Source organism: Streptomyces formicae (assembly GCF_002556545.1).
Classification (GTDB): domain Bacteria; phylum Actinomycetota; class Actinomycetes; order Streptomycetales; family Streptomycetaceae; genus Streptomyces; species Streptomyces formicae_A.
On record NZ_CP022685.1, the window covers coordinates 122,765 to 141,048 of the forward strand.

At 72.1% G+C, this 18,284-nt stretch carries 18 protein-coding genes; 7 read left to right on the plus strand and 11 right to left on the minus strand.

Annotation, left to right across the window (positions count from 1 at the left end):
- Nucleotides 1-4: 4 nt before the first annotated feature.
- Nucleotides 5-418, minus strand: coding sequence for an NAD(+)--rifampin ADP-ribosyltransferase (gene arr, locus KY5_RS00540; RefSeq protein ID WP_418952859.1), 414 nt, complete (start codon nt 416-418; stop codon nt 5-7).
- A gap of 118 nt (nt 419-536) precedes the next feature.
- On the opposite strand from arr, the gene KY5_RS00545 reads away from it, so the two are divergent.
- Complete coding sequence (locus tag KY5_RS00545) at nt 537-1,499, plus strand: phosphotransferase family protein (protein ID WP_098240278.1); 963 nt, start codon at nt 537-539, stop codon at nt 1,497-1,499.
- A gap of 80 nt (nt 1,500-1,579) precedes the next feature.
- On the opposite strand, the gene KY5_RS00550 is transcribed toward KY5_RS00545, so the two are convergent.
- On the minus strand, nt 1,580-2,152 hold the full coding sequence (locus KY5_RS00550; protein WP_098240279.1) for a TetR/AcrR family transcriptional regulator: 573 nt from the start codon (nt 2,150-2,152) through the stop codon (nt 1,580-1,582).
- Nucleotides 2,153-2,236: 84 nt separating this feature from the next.
- Here KY5_RS00550 and KY5_RS00555 point away from each other — a divergent pair, with 84 nt between their 5' ends.
- The gene (locus tag KY5_RS00555; protein ID WP_098240280.1) at nt 2,237-3,394 is read left to right on the plus strand and encodes an FAD-dependent monooxygenase; all 1,158 of its coding nucleotides are present in this window, start codon (nt 2,237-2,239) and stop codon (nt 3,392-3,394) included.
- Nucleotides 3,395-3,401: 7 nt separating this feature from the next.
- Here the strand turns inward: KY5_RS00555 and KY5_RS00560 are convergent, their stop codons facing one another.
- The 3 genes from KY5_RS00560 to KY5_RS00570 all read right to left on the minus strand — a co-directional run bounded on the left by KY5_RS00560 (nt 3,402) and on the right by KY5_RS00570 (nt 8,832).
- On the minus strand, nt 3,402-4,184 hold the full coding sequence (locus KY5_RS00560; RefSeq protein ID WP_098240281.1) for a hypothetical protein: 783 nt from the start codon (nt 4,182-4,184) through the stop codon (nt 3,402-3,404).
- Nucleotides 4,185-4,381: 197 nt separating this feature from the next.
- Nucleotides 4,382-5,677: a lanthionine synthetase C family protein gene (locus tag KY5_RS00565; RefSeq protein ID WP_098240282.1), complete on the minus strand. Its 1,296-nt coding sequence runs from the start codon at nt 5,675-5,677 to the stop codon at nt 4,382-4,384.
- Nucleotides 5,674-8,832: a lantibiotic dehydratase gene (locus tag KY5_RS00570; RefSeq protein WP_159072447.1), complete on the minus strand. Its 3,159-nt coding sequence runs from the start codon at nt 8,830-8,832 to the stop codon at nt 5,674-5,676. The genes KY5_RS00565 and KY5_RS00570 overlap by 4 nt, the downstream gene beginning before the upstream one ends.
- A 203-nt stretch (nt 8,833-9,035) precedes the next feature.
- Between KY5_RS00570 and KY5_RS41670 the strand changes: the two genes are divergently transcribed.
- The gene (locus KY5_RS41670; RefSeq protein WP_157877684.1) at nt 9,036-9,179 is read left to right on the plus strand and encodes a hypothetical protein; all 144 of its coding nucleotides are present in this window, start codon (nt 9,036-9,038) and stop codon (nt 9,177-9,179) included.
- Nucleotides 9,180-9,477: 298 nt separating this feature from the next.
- On the opposite strand, the gene KY5_RS00575 is transcribed toward KY5_RS41670, so the two are convergent.
- Nucleotides 9,478-10,434, minus strand: coding sequence for an alpha/beta fold hydrolase (locus KY5_RS00575; protein WP_098240284.1), 957 nt, complete (start codon nt 10,432-10,434; stop codon nt 9,478-9,480).
- Nucleotides 10,431-11,024 carry a TetR/AcrR family transcriptional regulator gene (locus tag KY5_RS00580; RefSeq protein ID WP_098240285.1) on the minus strand — a complete coding sequence of 198 codons (594 nt, stop codon included), beginning with the start codon at nt 11,022-11,024 and terminating at the stop codon, nt 10,431-10,433. The genes KY5_RS00575 and KY5_RS00580 overlap by 4 nt, the downstream gene beginning before the upstream one ends.
- A gap of 257 nt (nt 11,025-11,281) precedes the next feature.
- Between KY5_RS00580 and KY5_RS00585 the strand changes: the two genes are divergently transcribed.
- Nucleotides 11,282-12,022: a class I SAM-dependent methyltransferase gene (locus KY5_RS00585; protein ID WP_098240286.1), complete on the plus strand. Its 741-nt coding sequence runs from the start codon at nt 11,282-11,284 to the stop codon at nt 12,020-12,022.
- A gap of 28 nt (nt 12,023-12,050) precedes the next feature.
- Here KY5_RS00585 and KY5_RS00590 read toward each other — a convergent pair whose 3' ends face one another.
- The 3 genes from KY5_RS00590 to KY5_RS00600 all read right to left on the minus strand — a co-directional run bounded on the left by KY5_RS00590 (nt 12,051) and on the right by KY5_RS00600 (nt 15,070).
- Nucleotides 12,051-13,199, minus strand: a complete 1,149-nt coding sequence (locus KY5_RS00590; RefSeq protein ID WP_098246982.1) for an RNA polymerase sigma factor — start codon at nt 13,197-13,199, stop codon at nt 12,051-12,053.
- 20 nt (nt 13,200-13,219) lie between these two features.
- Complete coding sequence (locus KY5_RS00595) at nt 13,220-13,627, minus strand: YciI family protein (RefSeq protein ID WP_098240287.1); 408 nt, start codon at nt 13,625-13,627, stop codon at nt 13,220-13,222.
- Between the two features lie 264 nt (nt 13,628-13,891).
- Complete coding sequence (locus KY5_RS00600) at nt 13,892-15,070, minus strand: PP2C family protein-serine/threonine phosphatase (RefSeq protein WP_234362563.1); 1,179 nt, start codon at nt 15,068-15,070, stop codon at nt 13,892-13,894.
- Nucleotides 15,071-15,248: 178 nt separating this feature from the next.
- Here KY5_RS00600 and KY5_RS00605 point away from each other — a divergent pair, with 178 nt between their 5' ends.
- Nucleotides 15,249-15,563, plus strand: coding sequence for a hypothetical protein (locus KY5_RS00605; protein WP_098240289.1), 315 nt, complete (start codon nt 15,249-15,251; stop codon nt 15,561-15,563).
- Nucleotides 15,564-15,609: 46 nt separating this feature from the next.
- Nucleotides 15,610-15,981, plus strand: a complete 372-nt coding sequence (locus KY5_RS00610) for a hypothetical protein (protein ID WP_098240290.1) — start codon at nt 15,610-15,612, stop codon at nt 15,979-15,981.
- Nucleotides 15,982-16,055: 74 nt separating this feature from the next.
- On the opposite strand, the gene KY5_RS00615 is transcribed toward KY5_RS00610, so the two are convergent.
- Nucleotides 16,056-16,601: a ferritin-like domain-containing protein gene (locus tag KY5_RS00615; protein WP_098240291.1), complete on the minus strand. Its 546-nt coding sequence runs from the start codon at nt 16,599-16,601 to the stop codon at nt 16,056-16,058.
- A 278-nt stretch (nt 16,602-16,879) separates the two neighbouring features.
- Here KY5_RS00615 and KY5_RS00620 point away from each other — a divergent pair, with 278 nt between their 5' ends.
- Nucleotides 16,880-18,277, plus strand: a complete 1,398-nt coding sequence (locus KY5_RS00620) for an amino acid permease (RefSeq protein WP_098240292.1) — start codon at nt 16,880-16,882, stop codon at nt 18,275-18,277.
- Nucleotides 18,278-18,284: the final 7 nt, after the last annotated feature.

An 18,284-nucleotide genomic window follows, 5' to 3' on the forward strand; every position in this document is an offset into this window, starting at 1 on the left:
CTGATCAGTCGTTGATGGCCTCGATGCCCTGGGCCTTGAGCGCTTCGAGGTGATCCCGCATGTGCTGGAGAACCTCGGGCGAATGCCCTTGCCAGTCTCTGACCTCGGCGAGGACGCGCAGTGCCTGGCGCGTGCGATAGGACCGGGTCGGGTTGCCGGGGAACTTCTTGTCCGTCAGATTCGGGTCGTCCTCGAAGGAGCCGGTGGGCTCGACGAGGTAGATCCGCTCGCGCCCGTCACCGGCCGCGAGTTCGGCTCCCCAGACGGCGGCGTCCAGCGTGGCCGTCAGGTAGACGAAGTTCGCCGTACTGCCCTTGCCGTAGTTGGAGCCGTAGCCCGGCTCCAGGAGGGCCCCGACGGCGATCTCCGCCTTCGTGCCGTGGAAGAAGGGACCGGGGTCTTCGCTGCCCCACCGGATCGGCTCGCTCACATGCGCCCCTTGAACGTTGATGGTCCGGCAACGGTAACTCGGTGGATCATTCCGGAGAACGGTGACAGCCTCGTTGGCGCGCCGGGAAGAGGGATGAGGTGGCACGGTGACCGACCGCGATGAGGCCGCGGATGTCCGGCCGTTGGCACGGGCCTGGGTGGAACGGCATCTGGACGAGGGTGAACGGATCATCGGGGTCGAGGCCCTGCACGGCGGCATCACCGCCGAAGTGCGGCGGCTGACCATCGGTTCGCCGGACGGCGCCACTCGCGACCTGGTCCTGCGGACCTTCGTCGACATGACCTACGAGGCGGCCGCCGAGGACTGGCTGAACAGGGAGGCCCTCGCCCTGACCCTGCTCGCGGGGACCGGCGTACCGGCCCCCGCGCTGGTCGCGGTTGATCCGACCGCCGCGCACTGCGAGTATCCGGCGCTCCTCAAGACACATCTGGCGGGCCGGACGACCCTCGACGACGAAGGGCTGGAGGCGCGCGTCCCCGCGCTGGCCGGTCAACTCGTGGCGATCCACGCGTTGCGCCCCGCCGAACGGCCCAAGACGTACGAGGCGTTGACGACCCCCGACACCGTCGTGACTCCGCGGGGCGCCGACGCGGCGGCGTGGGCCGCGGCGATCGAGGTGATACGCAGGCCCGCGCCGCCCTACGAGGGGCGCTTCCTGCATCGGGACTTCCAGCCCGGCAACGTGCTGTTCGACGTGCTGCCCGAGGGGGCGGCGGGCGCGTCCGTCACTGGCGTCATCGACTGGGCGGGCGCCTCTTGGGGCCCCACCGATCTCGATGTGGCGCACTGCTCCACCACTCTCGCGCTGCTGCACGGCCCGGCATGGGGCCTGCGGTTCGCCGATGCGTACGAGAAGGCCGGCGGGGTGCTGGCGGCGGCCTCGGGCGAGCGGCTGTACTGGCAGGTGCGGGACGCGCTCGCCGCTTCGGAAGAAGTGGCGTTGGTGGCGCGGGCGTGGCGTGAGTCGGGGAGGACGGAGCTGACGACGCGGGCCGTGGAGGAGCGGCTCGACGCGTATGTCATCTCCGTGATGGATGCGCTGGGCTGAGCCGAGCGGCCCCGGGCGCGACGGGCGGGAAGTGACGGCACACGGCGGACCGGTGGTTCCAGCAGGGGCCTAGGTCGCCACTACCTGCCAGGTGCCTGGCGCAGCGCCGCGGCGACCAGCCCTTCGAGGGCCTCGCGCCGTACTTCGCCGCCGCTCACCAGCCCGTCGAAGACCAGTCCGTCGATGCAGGTCAGCAACGTGTGCGTGCGGTTCTCGACGTCCGTGACGCCGTGCGCGGCGAGAAAGAGCCGGACGGCCTCGCGGCCGGGGTTGTCCCGGGGCACGAGGATCTCGCGCAGCTCCGCGTCGCGCACGCTCTCGACGGTGCAGGCATAGCGGGCGAGCGAGCGGCGGCGGCCCTCGCCGGTGAGTCGCTTCCGGGTGAGCGCCGCCATGCCCTCCACCAACTCCTCGGCGGTACGCAGGGGTGGGAGCGCTTCGGCCATCGCGTGAAGTTCCGCCTGGTCGCGTTGGACGAGGCGGGTGACGAGTCCGGTCAGCAGGGCCGCGCGGGTGCGGAAGTAGGCCGAGGTGGTGCCGGGCGGCATGGCGGCCTTCCGGTCGACGGCGCGGTGGGTCAGGCCGCGCATGCCGTCGTCGGCGAGTACGTCGAGGGCCGCGTCTGCCAGCAGGGTGCGCCGATCCGAGGTCATGGCACCTTTCTACACCCGCCTTCTACACCCGTAGAAGCACGGGGTAAGGTCCCTTTCTACAGATGTAGAAGGAGGGGCATCGGCATGGGGAACACGGCAGTGGTGGTCGGCGGAGGCATCGGCGGACTGGCCGCCGCGATCGGCCTGGACCGCGTCGGATGGGACGTGACGGTCCTTGAACGCGCGGACGTGCTCGAGGACGCGGGCGCGGGCATCTCCCTGGCCGCCAACGGTCTGCGGGCCCTGGACGCACTCGGCGTCGGCGAGGCGGTTCGGGAGGCGTCGCGGGGCCAGTACACCGGTGGCACCCGGACGCCCGAGGGCAGGTGGCTGGCGCGGATGGACGGCTCGGCGCTGGAAGAGGCGGTGGGCACACCGATCATGGGCATCCCCCGCGCCACGTTGCACCGACTGCTCCGCGACGCGCTGCCCACCGCGTCACTGGTGATCGGATCCGAGGTGGACCGGGTCGAGGAGGTCGTCCCGGGGACCGTCCACGTCGGCTGCGACACCAGGGTCCTCGACGCCGATCTGGTGGTGGCGGCCGACGGCATCGGCAGCAGAGTCCGCGGCCGCCTCTTCCCGGACCACCCCGGCCCTGTGCACAGCGGCTCGACGGTGCTGCGCGCCCTCACCGAGCACGTCGTCGACCTGCGCGGCGACTTCGAACTGACCTGGGGCCGTGGCGCGGAGTTCGGACACATCGCCCTCCAGGACGTGAGGGCCGAGTGGCATGCCGTCCTCAACCTCCCCGCCGGTACGCGGTTCGCCGACCCGCTGGCCGAGCTGCGCCGACGGTTCCGCACCTGGCACGAGCCGATCCCCGCCCTGCTCGACGCGACCCGGCCGCAGGCCGTGCTGCATCACGACGTGAACGAACTCCGGACGCCCCTGCCTTCCTTCGTGGTCGGCCGGATCGCGTTGCTCGGCGACGCGGCCCACGCGATGACCCCCCATCTCGGGCAGGGTGCCTGCCAGGCCCTGGAGGACGCGGTCACCCTGGCCGCCGCCCTCCGCGCCGAATCCACCGTCGACGCCGCGCTCGCCCGCTACGACGCCGAACGCCGACCGCGCAGTCAGGCCGTCGCACGGGCCGCCCGGCAGGCCGGGAGGATGGGCCAGCAGCTCTCCCATCCCCTGGCGGTCACCCTGCGGAACACGGCGATGCGGCTCACGCCCTCCCGCCTCGCCATACGTATGCTCCTCCGTCACCACGCCTGGACGCCACCGTCGCTGAACTGATCCGGTCTCAGTCGGCGGCCCTGCCCGAGACGAAGCCGCGGGTGACGTGTGTGCCCGATCCGGCGTTCTGGGCCTGGTAGTTGGACTCGCCGACGCAGTCGCTGTACTCGTAGTTGGCCCGGGACGTGCCGCTCAGGCCGCCCCCTTCGGTGGTGGTGGGGCCGCCGAAGACGGCGTCGGACCTGGGCATCTCGGCGCAGCTGGGGATTCCCGCGTAGTACTCGACGAAACCGCCCTGGGAGCCCCGGAGGTTGCCGCTGCCCGTCGGCAGCGTGTAGCTGCCGAGGTGGGTTTCCTTGCCGGTGACCGTATCCCTGGCCGTGCCGGTCCAGGTGTCGGTTCCCGTGCGCTCGACCTTGAGGTCGTACCGGTTGCCGTACACGGCGTCGAAGTCGACCGCGCAGGTGACGCCGGGGCCACCGTCGGCTCCCGTGTGGCAGAGCGGGTCGGTGGTGGTCGAGCCCGCGACGAAGGTGGAGAAGCGGGCGGAGAGTCGCTCTTTCCCGCCGCTGTTCGCGCGCGGCTGCAGGCCCGTGTATCCGACGTCCGACGCGTTCGTGAAGCCGAACTGCTGGGCGAAGTAGATGCCGTCCTTGTGGGCCGTGGCCTGGTTGACGGTGAGGGGGAAGGTGATGTCGCGCAGGCCCCCGGCGGGGGTGCCGGGGATCGACCAGCCGATCGACACGTTCCCGCCGCCGACCGAAGCGGCCGCGGGGTCGGACAGCGCCAGCATCAGCCCGATGGACGCGGCGGCCGTGCCGCACCGCCGCCAGGTCTTGACTCCAGTCATGTGCTGGTCCTCCTCTGTGTGGGGCAGAGAACGGTGCTCGCGCGCACTGGCGGGGGCACCGCGCATGGCCAGGTGACGGAGCTCAGTGTCGTCCCCCGACCCCACAAGCACGCCATGGACATTCGCGGTCCGGGCTTGGACTATCCCGCGCGGCGCGCCCGCACCGCGTCAGCGGAGCACGGCACGGCGGCAGCGGCTCAGCACAGCAACAGAGCGGCCTGCCAGGGCAGTTCACCGAGCGGCGCCTCCGGGTGCGTCGCGTGGCGCAGGGCGAGCGCGGCGCCCACCGCTCCGTCCAGGAAGCCGGGCCGGTGCACGACCGTGCGCTCGCCGGGTGCGGCGGCGGGCCACAGGAAGGGGTACCCCGGGTCCGCCGCGGCCGCCAGCGCGTCGGTCAACCTCGGTACGAGAGCGGCCAGTTCGTCTCCCCCGGGCTCCTTGGACATGAGGGTCACGATCGTGGTGAGCCCCGCCAGGCCGTGGCAGAGCGTGGGGTCGGGGAAGTCCCTGCGGTCGCAGGCGGCGGCGACCGCGGCCACGGCCTGCCGGTTCCACTCCGGCTCCTTGAGTGCCAGCGCGGCCAGTTGGAGGGAGCGGGCGACGCCGGGCGTGCCGTAGCACCAGCCGGTGCGCGCCTCCGCCAGGTCGGGGCGGGCGCCGGAAGCCGCCGTCAGCTCGGCGCCCAGCGGCACGATGTTGGGCCACCCCGCACCGTCCGGGCTGCGGCGCGCGAGGAGCCAGTCGGCGATGGTGCGGATCGCCCGCTCCTGCCCCGGCACGCGGACGCCCGCGCGGTGGGCGAGGGAGAGCAGCGCGAGCGGCCCGGGGATGCCGTGGGCGAGACCCGCGTTGAAGTGTCCACCGGGGACTCCCTCGGGCTCGCTGAGCAGGATCGGGTCGCTGGTCCACCAGCCGGGCACGGTCCTGCCGCCCGGTTCCACGACCGGGCGGGTGAGCGCGACGAGGTGACCGAGGACGAGCTCGGTGGTGTCCCGGTGGTCGGGTCCGGCCGCGAGGAGCAGCCGCCCCAGACCGGTGAGGCCCGCCACCACGTCGTACCCGGCCATCCGGGCCCCGGCCGTCCCTGCCGCCACCCGCGGGGCGTCCTCCGCCACGATCCTGCGGGCGAGCAGGGCGACTTGGTCGTCCAGCTTGGTGAGCAGCCCGGCGTACTCACCGGGCCGGGTGACGGCCGTGCGGGCGGCGAAGGCGACCGCGGGCAGGCCCGCGTACAGCCCTTCGCGCGCGGGCCTGCGCACCCCGGTGACGGCGCTCGTCAGGTGGGCGTGCGCGGCTCGCGCGTACCCGGCGTCGGTGTGGGCGAGCGCCCCGAGCAGCAGGGCGACGCCCGCGTGGCCGTCCGCGAGGGACTGGGGGTGCCACAGGGACCGGGTCTCGGCCAGTTCGGGGGTCTGCGCCTCGGTCACCTGTGCGGCCAGGGCGACCGGATCGGTGAGGCGCTCGGCGAGCAGCGCCACGGGGTTCTCGGTCATGATCCGGCCCTTTCCCGGTCGAGGTGTGCCTGGACCGCGCCCCGGGCCACGGCCAGGGCCTGCGCCTCGGCCGTACGGTCGGTGCCGAGGCGCCGGTTGCAGTGCATGTGGACGAGGGAGGCGAGCACCGCGTCCGGGGAGACGCTCAGTGTGCCGCGCCGCTGTTCCTCGCGCATCAGGTGCCCGAAGCGCTCGGGCGCCGCGTGGTGCGCGTGGGCCTCGGGACCGTCCGGCGTGATGCGCGCGAGGGCTTCGCGCCGTCGGGCCGCGAACGCCTTGTGGTGCTTCTCCCGCTTGGGGTACGTGGTGGTGATCCACTGCCGCCAGTCCCCGCCGTAGCCCCGGTGGAAGGCGCGGACGAGCCCGGCCACGTCGTACGCGGTGGACAGGATCCGGTCGTCCGTCGGGGTCGCGAGCCGCTCGATCACCAGTCGGCTGTCCGCGTGGAACACCTCTTCGGCCGCGCCGAGCACGACCGGGCCGCCGTAGCGCTCGGTCTCGGGGGCGTAGCTGTCGAGGCGCAGCCCTCGGGCGAGCCCGTCGGCGGCCAGTTCCCCGGCCAGGTCGTGGAGTCCGGGCAGCACGACGCCGTTGAGCAGGGCCGGGTCGCCGTGCAGCCGGAGGCGCAGGTGCGGGTCCGGGTCGGCGTACCGGATGAAGAACCACCGGTCGACGCCGCCCGGTTCGTCCTGCGGGGCGGGCAGCTCGGTCAGGAAGCGCCGCAACGGCCCGGTCAGGAGTTCGTCCTGACGCTCGGCGGAGGTGTAGAGCGTCGCGTAGAGCCAGGGGCCGCCGGGCGGGATCTCGCCGGTGCCGCGTCGGCTCGCGGGGAGCGCGATGCGCGCGGGCTTCGCGGGCCTCGGTTCGGCGTTCCGCTGACGGGGCGTCAGCGTCACGACGGCTTCCGCTTCGTGGGCGCCGCCGGGCCCGTGCAGCCAACCGCTGTCGGGGTCCTGGCCCAGCGGCGGCTCGTGCACCACGGCCGCGCCGGTCCGCTCGCACTCGCGGCGCAGGATCTCCTGGTGCGCGGGAACGGAGAGGTTCAGGGGGATGCGGTGGTCGCCGAGGGTGAGCTGGACGTGGTCCGGCACGTGCCAGAGCGCGCGCCACTCCGCCAGGGACGGGCCCGTCGCCTCCAGGCGCCAGCGGGCCGGGGCCAGGACGGTGCGGCCGACGCGTACGGCGGGCAGGAACGGCAGGTCCTCCGCGGCGCCCCATTCCCACAGCCGCCACTGCCTGCGGCTGAACGCGGCGGCCTCGATGAGGAAGCGCACCGCGTTGGGCGCGGTCAGTTCGCGGTTGAGCACGTGCAGCGCCGAGGGGGTCAGCTCGCGGCCGAGTGCGAGCGACACGATCCGGAAGCCCTCGGAGTCGGCGCAGACGGCGATGTCGTCGAGCGTGAGGTCGGTGACGCCCGGCGCCGCGGGACCGGGATGCACGCCGATGACCAGGCGTCCGTCCAGCCAGGTGGGCACCTGCGCGACATTGGCGTGCCGGTGGTGCGAGGCCTGGTGGTGGACCTGGACGGGGAGGCGCCCGGTGTCCTCGCGCGCGTCCCGCACCGTGTGCCGGATCGCCTCGGCCTGCGCGGGCTCGAAGAGGTGGGCGAACCTGCCCATGAGGCCGCCGGACGCGGTGGCCGCGCCGTTGAGGACGAGCGTGTAGTCGCCCCTGTCCACCGCGTCGGCCGATGTCGCCGCGATCTGCACGACGAGTTCGAGGGCGGGCGGTCGCACGGCGGGCGCGTCCCGGTCGGCGGACTCGGCGCGGTCGGCGGACTCCAGCTTGCGCAGCCACTGCTCGTCCAGGACGACCTCGCGCGACCCGCGCGCCTGCGCCTCGGCCGCGAGACCCAGCAGCAGCCGCTGGCGTACGGCGCCCAGGGGCGCGGGCCCCGGGTCGGAGCGGTGGCTGGGCGGCAGCCGGTATCCGGCAGGGGCACCGAGACCGATGTCGGGATCGAGGAGTTCCTTGACGGGGACGTAGCGCCCGAGGCCGTACCGCTCGACGAAGTCCTGGTGGTAGGCGGTCAACCGGCCCCTGCCCTGGGGCGCGAGGCGCCACAGCGCGGCGGCGGCGTGCTCCAGTTCGCGGGCCACCTCGTGCGAGAGCACGACGGAGCCGTCCAGGCGCAGGTCCACCTGGACGGCGTGCCCGCTCGCCGGGGCGTCCTCGGTGGCACCTGTGGCGGCTCCCAGTGCCGTGCGCCAGGCGGCCCTTCCCTCGCCGAGCGGGGTACGGAGGTAGTCGGTGAGGGACGTGCGCAGCTCGGCGATGCGTCGGGCGGCGGGGGTGTCGGCCGGGAGCAGCGCCTCGACGTGTGCCAGCGGGTCGGGGGCGTCCAGCGGCGGACGCAGTTCCGTCAGGAGCACTTCCGCGCCGATGAGCTGGGCGACGAGCCGGGCGACCGCGCCCTCGGGAGCCCCGGGGAAACGTGCTTCGACGTCGCGGACCAGTTCGTCGCAGCGGACGGGGCGGGCGGCGGCCTCGAGAACGGCGCGTACGACCGGGGTGTGGCGCAGCGTACGTGACTTGGGGCGGCTCGCGTCCGACGAGGCGGTGTCCGGGCCGGGTCCGGCGGGCGCGAAGGGCAGGACCAGGCGCCCGCCGCGTACGAAGCACAGTCCGTTGACCACCACGCTCAGTCCCTGGTGCACGGCGGGGTCGCGCTCCCACTCGGCGACCAGCCGGGCCAGCAGACCGGCGTCGAGCCGTGCCGCCTTGTGTCCCTCGCCGGTGAGTTCGCCCTTGGTCGCCGCGCCGAAGGAGCCCCACAGGACGCCCGCGAGCAGACCGAAGGGGGTGGGCCTCGACGCGGCCCTGAGCAGATAGCGGGTCACCGCCCGGTGGGCCTTGCGCAGATCGGCCGGGGTTACCGGCGCGTTCGCGAGGACGGCGTCGACGGTGCGGGCGAGCGAGGGGCTGGAGACCTCCACCGCCTCGCGAAAGCGGGCGTCGGCGAGCAGCTCTTCGAGTTGGGCCCGTCGGCCTTCGAGGTCCGTGGAATCCGGCGACTCCGCGCCGGTCCCGTCCTGGCTCTCCCGCACGCCGTCCTGCCAGGTCGCGCGAGCTCTCGGCCGTGCCAGGAGCGGCGCCCTCAAAAGCACTCCGTCCGCGCAGTGGAACACCGTTTCCGCGCTTTGGACCTGCCGCATCTGCGCCACTCCCCCTTACTCCATGCCCCATAAAAAGAAGTTAAGAATCCCCAATTCCCTACCCGAGGAATGCGGTCACACTAACCCAGGCGCACTTCACCCGTCACCCCTTGACTCCGTCCGCTATCCGTACCTAGATTCCGTTCTCGTCGCCAAAGGGCGGCGATTCGTTCGGTTTCAAAGGTTCCATGGAAGGAATTCCCATGCCCGAGAGCATGACGCAGGACCTCTTCGACATCGACCTCACCGAGACCTCCATCCAGGACGTCGCGCAGGACAGCGCCGCGGGCGCGATCTCCGGCGAAGAGTCCTGCTTCCGCACGTGTACGACCTGCTCGCTCTGCTGACGCAGGCCATGTGAAGGGCCGGTTCCGGCGACGCCTCGCATGGCCGGAACCGGCCCGGTCGCACCCGTTTCACGGGCGCGAGAACACTGAAGGGCAATGCGCATTGCCCTTCAGGGCACACACCGTCGACCTGCTGGGCAGGGTTTCCGTGCTCTGCACTTCACCGTTGACACAGCGAGGGATTATCGGCGACCTTTTCTTTCGTGACGCACTTTTCCGCGGGCGGCCGAGAACGCATTTCGCGCCCGTATATAAACATGCGTACGGGTAATTTCTGAGCCCGCTACGCAGAGGACCGCTAGGCGCGGAACACCTGGCGAAGGAGTTCGCCGAACTCGTCGGGGTGGGTGGTCAGGCCGGTGTGCCCGCCGGGGAAGTGACGGAGTTCCGTGCCGCATCGCTCGGCCAGGAAGGCCGCCGGGCGGTAGGGCAGTTCACCGTGGGAGTCCTGTCCACCGGCGAACACGACGCGGTCCGCGAGTTCTTGCAGGCGGGCGACGTCCGGGGCGTAGGCCATGAAGCTGGGGATCACGCGTCCGAAGAAGTACGGCAGGTTCGCCATCGTCCGCTCGGCCCGTGCCGCCGCCTGGGGCGGAAGCGTCAACTCGGGCTTCGGCGCGGCGGGTGCGCCCTTTCCGGCGTCGTCGTTCCCGGCATCCCCCTTCCTCTTCGCCCCCTCGGCGAACACGGACACCGCGGGCATGAGCCCTTGCGTGCGGAACGTCTCCTGCACGCGCGCGAGGAGCGCGCGGTGTTCGGCGGCGTCCGGCAGGACCTCCACCACGGGCGGCTCATGCGCCACGAGACGCTCGACGCGTTCGGGGTGCGTGGTGAGCAGGTGCAGGGCCGCGATCGCGCCCGAGCTCATACCGAACACCCTGGCGGGTTCGCCGGGCGAGAGCAGTTCCAGGAGCCGGAAGGCGTCGTCGGCGTGTTCGGCCACCCGCTGCGCGGCCTCGGGGTCGTCGAGCGCGCTCCGGGAAATGCCACGCGGGTCGTAGGTGGCGACGGTGTACTCGGCGGCCAGACCGTCGGCGAGGTCGTCGAAGGCGGCCGCGCCGCCCGCCCCACCGGGTATCAGCAGCAGGAGCGGCCCTTCGCCGCGCACTTCGTAGTGCAGGGTCGCGCCCGGCACGCGGAGGGTGCCGGTGGTCGGGGCGGCCGAGGCCGTACCAGTCGGGGGCGTGGTCGGCGTGGTCGGCGTGGTCGGCGTGGTCGGCGTGGTCGGCGTGGTCGGCGTGGTCGGCGTGGTCATGCGGATTCTCCGTCTCCGAGCGGGGGCCAGTGCTCCAGAAGGGCGTGCAGGGCGTCGAGGGCGCGGACCCAGGACTGCTGCGGCGCGCGCTGGTGCGCGAAGCCGCCCATGGCTTCCAGGGCGACGAACCCGTGGAAAGTGCTGCGCAGCAGCCGTACCGCGTCGGTCAGGTCGGGCTCGGCGAGGCCGTAGCCGCGCAGCATGCCGTAGGTCAGCTCGACCGCGCGGCGCGGCCCCGGCGCGTGCGCGGCCAGTTCGGGGTCGATGTCGATCGGGGTCTGCGTCGCCGTGTAGCGGCCCGGGTGCTCGTGGGCGTACTCCCGCCAGGCGGTGGCGAACGCGACCAGCGCGTCCTTGCCCGCGAGGCCGACCGTCGCCTCGGCAATGCGGATGGTCTTCTCGTCCGCCGCGAGGAGCGCGATCCGTCCTCGCAGGTCCACCAGGTTCCGTACGTGCGTGTAGAGACTCGCGTCCTTCACGCCGAGCCGCCGCGCCACCCGCGACATCGTCACCTGCTCGAACCCGACCTCGTCCGCGAGCTCGGCGCCCGCGACCGTCACTCGCTCCGCCGTCAGCCCGGCCCGCACCATGTGCACTCCCTGCAAGCTTGCCCTCCTAGGCGTTTCCTAGGACCCCTAGGATGCACTTTGAGGTCCTAGGAACGCAACAGAGAAGGGATCTCCGCAGAGCGCTACCGCGCTGGTTGACGCGGCAGCCGGGCCCTCAGCCCGTACAGGACACCGGGACGCGGGCCTGATCTTTGTGGCTTCAGCCAGTACGTCCCCTCGTCGAGGGGCGGGAAGACTGCGCGCCAGGACACGGCCACGCACCAGGGGAGAACAGCACGATGAGCGCGCAGCAGTACGACGAGATCGGTGAGGCGTACGAGGGGTTCAAGGCTCTGCCGCTGGAGCAGTACTCGGTGGTGCCCGGGTTCCTGGCGCTGGTCGGCGACGTGCGTGGCAAGTCGGTCCTCGATCTGGCCTGTGGCACCGGTTTCTACAGCAGGGAGTTCAAGCGGCGCGGCGCCACGGAGCTGCTCGGGATCGACATCTCCGGCGAAATGGTCGCCGTGGCACAGGCGTTGGAGGAGCGCGACCCGCTGGGCGTGCGCTACGAGGTGGGCGACGCGTCCGAACTCCGCGCGTTCGACGAGCGGTTCGACGTCGGCCTGGCGGTGCAGCTGCTCAACTACGCCGAGGACATCGCCACCACGGAGCGGATGTGCCGCAACGTGCACCGCAGCCTCAAGCCCGGCGGCGAGTTCTTCCTGCTCAACCAGTCACCCGACTTCGATTTCGACGGGCCGACGCCGGAGAAGTACGGGTTCCGCAGCGTGCTCACCGGCGAGCAGGTCGAGACCGGGCCGAAGGTGCGGACCACCGCCCTGCTCGACCCGCCCGTCTCGTTCGTCGCCAACCTCCCGCGCCGCGAGGTCTACGAGACGTGCCTGCGGGCCGCCGGGTTCAGCGAGTTGACCTGGGTCCCCCTGACGGTGTCGGAGGCCGGGGTGCGCGAGTTCGGCGCGGATCACTGGGCGGACTACCACGCCAATCCCCCGCTGGAGATGCTGCGTTGCCGTGTCTGATCACCGCCGGGCTGGGCGTCCCGGCCCGTCACTGGCGGCGGGCGTTGAGCCGGGCCGCCTGGCGTGTCAGGTGGTCGCGCTCGGCGAGGTTGGCTGCCTTCCCGGCCGCATCGGCGTACAGCCGCGCCGCCGTCCCCAGGTCTCCGTCGCGCTCGTGGAGGTAGGCCGCCACCGCCGTGTGACGGGGCAGCGTGTCGTCCAGCTCCGCGAGCTCCGCCAGACCCGCGCGCGCTCCGTCGGCCTCGCCCACGGCCACCGCGCGGTTGAGACGGACGACCGGGCTGCCGGTCAGACGTACGAGCTCGTCGTACCACTCCACGATCTGCACCCAGTCGGTCTCCTCGGCCCTCTGCGCGTCGGCGTGCAGGGCGGCGATGGCGGCCTGGGCCTGGAACTCCCCCAGCCGGTCGCGGGCGAGGGCCGTCTGCAGGATGCCGATGCCCTCGGTGATCAGTTCGGTGTCCCAGCGGCCCCGGTCCTGCTCGGCGAGCGGCACCAGGGCACTGTCGGGCCCTGTCCTGGCCGCGCGCCGGGCGTGGTGCAGCAGCATGAGGGCGAGCAGCCCCACCACCTCCGGGTGGTCGATGACGGCCGCGAGCTGGCGGGTGAGGCGGATGGCCTCGGCGGTCAGGTCGACATCGGCGTCGGTCGAGTACCCCTCGTTGAAGACCAGGTAGAGGACGCGCAGCACGGTGGCGACGTCGCCGTGCCGGTCGAGGCGCACGCCGGACACGGTGCGTTTGGCGCGGCTGATGCGCTGCGCCATGGTCGCCTCGGGGACCAGGTAGGCGCGGGCGATCTGGCGGGTGGTCAGCCCGCCGACGGCGCGCAGGGTGAGCGCCACGGCGGACGACGGGGTCAGGGACGGGTGGGCGCACAGGAAGTACAGCTGGAGGGTGTCGTCCACCGCGGGTGCGGGGCCCGGGGCCGGTTCCTCCTCGATGAGGTCCTCCCGCCGACGGCGGGCGGTGTCCGCCCGCCGCGCGTCCAGGAAGCGGCGCCACGCCACCGTGACCAGCCAGCCCTTCGGGTCGCGCGGCGGGTCGGCGGGCCAGACGCGCACCGCCTCCACCAGCGCGTCCTGCACCGCGTCCTCGGCCGCCGCGAAGTCGGCTCCGCGGCGGACGAGGACGGCGAGCACGCTCGGGGTGAGGCTCCGGAGCAGGGTCTCGTTCATCGAGGAGGTCACCGAGGAGGTCACTCGGTGATGGTGGGCTTCGCGCCCATGAACGGGCGTACTTCCAGCCACTCGTGGATCGGCTTGCCGCCCGCGCCGGGCGCGGCCGACAGCTCCCCGGCGAGCTCGACGGCCCGCTCCTGGCTGTCGACGTCGATGATCATCCAGCCCGCGATGAGGTCCTTCGTCTCGGCGAAGGGGCCGTCGGTGACCGGCGGGCGGCCTTCGCCGTCGTAGCGGACGAAGGATCCCCCGGGGGCGAGCGCCTGGCTGTCGACGAACTCGCCAGTCTCCTTGAGCCGGTCCGCGAAGTCGTTCATGTACCGCATGTGGTCCGAGACCTCCTCGGGCGTCCACTGGTCCATGGGGACGTCGTTGACCGATGCCGGGGCGCCTCGGTAGTGCTTGAGCAGCAGGTACTTGGCCATGGTGGCTCTCCTTGGTGCTGGTGCGGCCCATTGTGGTCGCGTTCGTACCGGGGACGGAGCCGATCACGGGTTCTCGACATCGGCGACCGGATTTTTCTGCCGACTTTCGCTACCCCTTGCGTGACTTCATGTACCAGGCGGCGGCGATGCCGATGAGGACGAGGATGATGAGGATCTTCATGGTCTTCACCTCCCCCCGATCGTGAGGGACATGCCGATCGTGAGGGACGTGCCGATCGCGCGGGACATGGCTGGGCCGACGGGTCAGCGGCCCGGCGGCTGCCACTCGATCATGAGGATGGTCGCGTCGTCCCTGAGCGACTGGGACTGCGTGTCCAGGACCGAGTGGATGAGCCTGCGCAGGGTCTCGGGCGCCACTTCCCCGGCGGTCGAGGCACGGATCACCGAGTCGGCGAACCGTTCGAGGCCGAATTCCGTGCCGTCGGCTAGCCGCGCCTCGGTCAGTCCGTCGGTGTAGAGGAGCACGCGGTCGCCGGGTTCCAGCGCCGTCTCGTGCACTTGGCGCTCCGCGCTGCGGAACGACGCGGAGAAGCCCATGGGCGAGTCGGGTTCACGTTCCAGGGCCCCCTCGACGAGCCGGTTGCCGCGGATCAGCAGGGGTGCCGGGTGTCCGCAGTTGCTCCAGCGCAGGGCCCCGCTCGCGAGGTCGAGCCGGAGCAGGACGCCCGTGCAGAACTGGTCGGGCAGCCATTGGCCGAGCGCCGCGTCCACGGCCTCCATGAGCTCCGGCAGGTCCGACCCGGTGCGTCGGCCGTTGCGGCAGGCGGCGAGAGCCACCGCCGTGGTGAGCCCGGAGAGCAGGTTGTGGCCCATGGCGTCGACGATCGTGGCGTGCAGGGCCGTCCGGGTGAGGCAGTGATCGAAGGCATCACCCCCGATCTCGTACGCGGGTTCGAGCACTGCGGTCGAGATCACGTGGTGGTTGCCGATGGTGCGCGGCGGCAGGAAGGCGCGGAGCATCTCGGCGGGGAGCCGCATGGGTTCGGCGCGGGTGCACTGGACGACGTTGTCCTTGTAGGCGCGCTTCGAGGTGATCATCATCGCGGCCAGCGCTGCCAGGGCCCGGCCGCGCCGCAGCAGGGCGGCGTCCAGGTACGGCGCGTGGACGGCGAGCACGCCCAGCCGCTCGGCCCCGTCCAGAAGGGGCAGCCAGGCGGTCATGCCACCGGTCGCGGACTCCCCCGCGCGCAGGGACAACGTGCGGTAGGCCCAGCCCGCGGCCGAGCCGTCCACCGCGACGGCCGCCGCCGATTCGTCCAGGGGGACCAGGAGGCGCTGCTGGAGGTCGACGAGGTAGACCGTCGCCTCGGGCACGCCCAGGGCGCTCGCGCAGCGGGCCACCGCGGTGGAGAGGTCCAGTACGGCGTTGTCGCGGTCCGCGAGGAAATCCACGAGTCCGCTCGGCGGGTCCGATGTCGACACGTCGTCTCCCTCCACCTGCGGCAGCAGGAGCAGTCTCACACCCCCGTGCCCGATCCGCCCGTGCCCGTGTCGCAGATCCCGCGCGACTGGTCCACGGTGATCAGTACGAGTTGTCCCGCCGCGTGCGGGTACCTGCACCCCAGCCCCGGACGGACCGGCGCGGCAGAGAGGAGCCATCGTGAGTGAACAGGTACCGGCGTCCCCCGGCGCGGACGGCAGCACGCCCGTACCCAGGGACCTGCCCGATCAGCAGGCGGACGGCGGACAGGACCCCTGGGAGCTGGCCGAGGACGGCAAGGACGCCAAGAGCGGCAGGACCGGCGCGGCCGAGGACGGCGATGGCGGGGCCGCGGACGACGTGCCCGACACCGACGAGGCAGGCACCGGTCGGCGCGGTGAATCCGGAGGCGACCAGGGCGGACGGGACGCGGAGGACGGGCACGATGCGAGCGCCCCGACCGACAACCCGGAGCCCGAGGAGCCTTCCGGATGAGGCGAAGCGGGACGACACGAGACAACGCGAGGGAAAGGGAACGGCCGTGAGTGGTACGGGAGATGCCCCGGCGCAGGTGTCGGTGGAACTGAGCGGTGGCGCGGACGACGCCGGGAGCGTGTTCGCCCTGCTGGGGGCGGCTTTCGCCTCGGACCGGGCCGATGGTCCCGCGCCGCGGGCGGCGGAGTCCGGTGGACCGACCGTGTGGAGCGGCGTCTTCGACACCGCGCGTCCCGCGGGCGGCGGGCCGAGCGGGTCACCGTCCCTGAGCGGCCCGGTGACCGCCAGCGTGCAAGGCGGCTACGTGGCGGTCGACCGGGTCGTCACGGTGCTCTCGGCGGCGTTCACCGTCACCGAGGAGGGCTCCGCTTCGGGCGACCAGGAGAAGGACGTGAACCTGCGGCTGGAAGGCGCGTGACGCTGCCCCGGGGGCCCGGCCGGGGCGTCCCGCCCGGCCGGGGCGTCCCAGCCGGGCCGCCTGGAGCGGGCTTCTCACCCCCGTTGCCCACCCGGAATGCGCTCCAGCAGACCGCGCAGGTCGTCGGCGTGCTCCTCCTCCTGTGCGAGGAGTTCCTCGAAGACGCGGCGCGTGGTGGGGTCGCCGTCCCCCAGCCACTTGGCGATCTCGGTGTAGGCGGCCACGGCGACGCGCTCGGCCACCAGGTCCTCCTTGATCATCTCGATCAGGTCGGTGCTGGCGTCGTACTCCGCGTGGGCCCGTGACGTGAGGGTGTCGGGGTTGAAGTCGGGCTCGCCGCCCAGCTGCACGATCCGCTGCGCCAGCTTGTCGGCGTGCTCCTGCTCCTCCTGCGCGTGTTCCAGGAACTCCGCGGCCACCGGCTCGGAGTAGAGCCCGGAGGCGGTGTAGTAGTGCCGCTTGTAGCGCAGCGTGCAGACGATCTCCGTGGCAAGGGCCTCGTTGAGTACGCCGAGAACGCGCTCCAGGTCCGCCCCGTAGGCGTCCGTCACCGGACCCTTCTCGATCTGCTGGCGGGCCCGCTCGCGGATGGTCTTGATGTCGGTCAGGAACTCGGCCATGACAACTGATCCCTCCTTGGTGAACGACGTGCGGTGGCGGACCGTCCTGCGGGCCGCCACCGTGGACCGTACCCATTTCTCCGCATTTATCCCGAAGGCGCCTCACAAGGCGTTTCATCCCGCGTGCCACCCCACGCGCCGGGTGCACATCGCGTAACCACCGACCGACCCGCCCAAACAGGGTCATGGCGTGTTCTCGCTGTCACCCGCGGTAGTCACGGTGTTCGGATATCGGACACCGCTCTCACCATGCGGGCAAGAAATCCAGACTTGCCCGCATGCCTTCCTCGACAAGCACACCTCCCAAGCCCGCGCTCACCCCGGAGCCACAGCTCGCCAAGGGGCTCAAGCAGCGGCACTTGTCGATGATCGCGCTCGGCGGAGTCATCGGCGCCGGGCTCTTCGTGGGGTCCGGAGCGGGCATCGCCGCCGCGGGACCCTCGATCGTCCTCGCCTACACCGCTTCCGGCCTGCTCGTCATGCTGGTGATGCGGATGCTCGGCGAGATGTCGGCCGCCCATCCGGCCTCCGGCTCCTTCTCCGTGCACGCCGAACGCGCGATCGGACCGTGGGCGGGCTTCACCTCGGGCTGGTCGTTCTGGTTCATGCTGTGCATGGGCGTGGGCCTGGAGGGCATCGGCGCCGCCCACATCATGACCGGCTGGCTGCCCGGCACGCCCGAGTGGGCGTGGGTGGCGCTGTTCATGGCGGTGTTCTGCGGCGCGAACCTGGCGGCGGTGAAGAACTTCGGCGAGTTCGAGTTCTGGTTCGCCGCGCTGAAGGTCGGCGCGATCGTCCTCTTCCTCGCCGTCGGCGGACTCGCCATCGCCGGGGTGCTGCCCGGCACGGACGCGCCCGGCACCGCCAACCTCGTCGGGCACGGGGGCTTCCTGCCCAACGGCACCGAGGGGCTGATCATCGGCTTGCTCGCCTCGGTCCTCGCGTACGGCGGCCTGGAGACCGTGACCATCGCCGCCGCCGAGTCGGACGACCCGGTGCGCGGCGTCGCCGGGGCCGTGCGCACGGCGATGTGGCGGATCGCGGTCTTCTACATCGGCTCGATGCTGGTGATCGTGGCGCTGGTGCCGTGGGACGACAAGGAGGTCGTGGAGAAGGGCCCCTACGTCGCCGCTCTCGACCAGCTGGGGATCCCCGGTGCGGGCCAGATCATGAACGTAGTCGTCCTGATCGCACTCCTGTCGGCGATGAACGCCAACATCTACGGCTCCTCGCGCATGGCCTGTTCGCTGGTCTCCCGCGGCCAGGGGCCCGCCGCGCTCGGCCGCACCGTCTCCGGAGTGCCGCGCCGCTCGGTCATCGCCTCGTCCGCCTTCGGCTTCCTCTGCGTCCTGCTGAGCTACTGGCGGCCCGACGACATCTTCCAGTGGCTGCTGAACATGATCGGCGCGGTGATCCTCGTCGTCTGGACGTTCACCGCCGTCTCCCAGCTGATCCTGCGCCGCCGCACCGAACAGGAGGAGCCCGGGAAGCTCGCGGTGCGGATGTGGGCGTATCCGTATCTGACCTGGGTGGCGCTGGCGGGCATGGCGGCCGTGTTCGTCCTGATGGCGCTGGAGCCGACCACCCGGGGGCAGCTCGCGTGGACGAGCGGCCTCACCCTCGCGCTCGTGATCGCCGGATACGTACGGCAGCGAACGGCCCGCGGACGTCGTTGAGCCGCGC

Bases quoted from the DNA above. Each gene is read 5' to 3' on its own strand.
- KY5_RS00550 (WP_098240279.1), bottom strand. From the start codon at position 2,152: ATGACCTCGGATCGGCGCACCCTGCTGGCAGACGCGGCCCTCGACGTA.
- KY5_RS00555 (WP_098240280.1), top strand. From the start codon at position 2,237: ATGGGGAACACGGCAGTGGTGGTCGGCGGAGGCATCGGCGGACTGGCC.
- KY5_RS00560 (WP_098240281.1), bottom strand. From the start codon at position 4,184: ATGACTGGAGTCAAGACCTGGCGGCGGTGCGGCACGGCCGCCGCGTCC.
- KY5_RS00565 (WP_098240282.1), bottom strand. From the start codon at position 5,677: ATGACCGAGAACCCCGTGGCGCTGCTCGCCGAGCGCCTCACCGATCCG.
- KY5_RS00570 (WP_159072447.1), bottom strand. From the start codon at position 8,832: ATGCGGCAGGTCCAAAGCGCGGAAACGGTGTTCCACTGCGCGGACGGA.
- KY5_RS41670 (WP_157877684.1), top strand. From the start codon at position 9,036: ATGCCCGAGAGCATGACGCAGGACCTCTTCGACATCGACCTCACCGAG.
- KY5_RS00575 (WP_098240284.1), bottom strand. From the start codon at position 10,434: ATGACCACGCCGACCACGCCGACCACGCCGACCACGCCGACCACGCCG.
- KY5_RS00580 (WP_098240285.1), bottom strand. From the start codon at position 11,024: ATGGTGCGGGCCGGGCTGACGGCGGAGCGAGTGACGGTCGCGGGCGCC.
- KY5_RS00585 (WP_098240286.1), top strand. From the start codon at position 11,282: ATGAGCGCGCAGCAGTACGACGAGATCGGTGAGGCGTACGAGGGGTTC.
- KY5_RS00590 (WP_098246982.1), bottom strand. From the start codon at position 13,199: ATGAACGAGACCCTGCTCCGGAGCCTCACCCCGAGCGTGCTCGCCGTC.
- KY5_RS00595 (WP_098240287.1), bottom strand. From the start codon at position 13,627: ATGGCCAAGTACCTGCTGCTCAAGCACTACCGAGGCGCCCCGGCATCG.
- KY5_RS00615 (WP_098240291.1), bottom strand. From the start codon at position 16,601: ATGGCCGAGTTCCTGACCGACATCAAGACCATCCGCGAGCGGGCCCGC.
- KY5_RS00620 (WP_098240292.1), top strand. From the start codon at position 16,880: ATGCCTTCCTCGACAAGCACACCTCCCAAGCCCGCGCTCACCCCGGAG.